The following is a 1,434-nucleotide window of genomic DNA, read 5'->3' as shown; positions in this document are numbered from 1 at the left end:
GACTTCCATGAGAAGGCATTTCAAGTTTAAGTTTCAAAATTTCAATTTTGGGTGTTCATCCCTTGGTGTGTTGGGGCTTTGTGCTGAGGTTGGTCTTCCGGTTTGTCAGGCTTCCATGCGCACTCTGATTGTAGTAATATTGACTACGGTGCAGGTGGGAGTCCAGCCTCAAGCGCGGCCTACTGGTTCTCGCATTGGATCATGCGGTCGGTGCATCGCCGTCGCTTGGACAGGACAAAGGGAAGGTTTAAAGTCATTGGCTTGGTGGTTTACTACTTTGATTTATGTTGAGCGCAGTTACCCCATCACTAATCAAACTGACTGAGGCATTGGTTGATAGTCTTGATCTGTTTTCCAGAGAGCCAGCATGGTCACAGCGAGCTTGCGAGCGGTGGCTACTACGGCGCGTTTCTTGTCGATCCGGTGCCCTGTCTCGCCTGCGATGCGCATGCCAGCTTCACGTAACTGCCCCGGCGGTCCGAACGGCCCAAGGATGTATTGCGCGCAACTGACCAGCAAGGTGCGCAGATATGAGTTACCCGCTTTGCTGATGCGTTGGTGCTTGTCGCTTTGACCAGACTGGTCGCGCTTGGGCGTGAGGCCCAGGAACGGACCAACGTCGCGGGCCTTGGCAAAGCGAACTTTGGATTCCAAAGTAAGCACGAAGGCTAGCGCGGTGATCGGTCCCACGCCCGGGATTTGCTGGAAGCGCTGCGTCTCGGGATAGCGCTTCCGGGCGAGCTGGTCGAGCTCTTTGTCGAGCAGTTTGAGCTCCTCGGTGCACACGATAGCCAGTTCGATCAGCGGGTTAATGAGGCGGCGGTCTTCCTTGCTCAGGTGGGCTCGTGCTTTCGTCCCAAAGCTGGCCGAAGACCAACCCGCTGGCAGTTGAACGCCGAGGCTTTTGAGGATGAAGCGCACGCTGTTGATCGCGCTAACCCGCGTGCGCACCAGCGAGCAACGAGTCTTGAGTAAAGCTTGATCGCGCTGGCAGCGTTCGCTGCGATGGCGAATCGGCGCGAGTAGCTTGGGGTCCATCCGGCCGATGCGCGCGAGCATCATCGCGTCGTAGCGGTCACACTTGCGGTCGTTCTGGTAGATCGCGCGGAGCTTGCGGGCATTGGCCACGAGCACCTTGAGTCCGCAGGCTTCCAGATGCCAACTGATCCAGGGAGAATGCGTGCCCGTTTCGATGATCGCGGTTGCGGCCGGGTATTGTTCGGCGAGTTTGGAAAGCGCCTCGCGCGTGTTGCTGATCGAGTCTTCCTGGACAATCTTACCTCGGTCATCCAATACGCAAATGGCATGTTTGCGGTCGCCCAAGTCAACCCCAATGGTGATGGAGGCGGCGTTAGTCTTGCGGTGCTTAGTCGGTGTTTTGCTCATCTTGAGAAGTATCAGTTCCGGGGAAACGCCTTCTCATTCCTACTGGTT

The 1,434-nt window shown here is 56.6% G+C and carries 1 protein-coding gene; it reads right to left on the bottom strand.

All coding sequences use genetic code 11. From position 1 onward, the window contains the following. Window positions 1–312: 312 nt before the first annotated feature. On the bottom strand, window positions 313–1,386 hold the full coding sequence (locus IE065_RS17845; RefSeq protein ID WP_189517682.1) for an IS110 family RNA-guided transposase: 1,074 nt from the start codon (window positions 1,384–1,386) through the stop codon (window positions 313–315). Between the last annotated feature and the right edge of the window lie 48 nt (window positions 1,387–1,434).

Source organism: Cerasicoccus arenae (assembly GCF_014651635.1).
In the GTDB taxonomy this organism is placed as follows: Bacteria; Verrucomicrobiota; Verrucomicrobiia; order Opitutales; family Cerasicoccaceae; genus Cerasicoccus; species Cerasicoccus arenae.
The sequence above is the reverse complement of the archived record's forward strand: the minus strand, read 5'-3'. Positions and strand labels throughout refer to the sequence as shown.

Excerpts from the sequence above, each read along its gene's own strand:
- IE065_RS17845 (WP_189517682.1), bottom strand. The coding sequence starts at position 1,386 with ATGAGCAAAACACCGACTAAGCACCGCAAGACTAACGCCGCCTCCATC.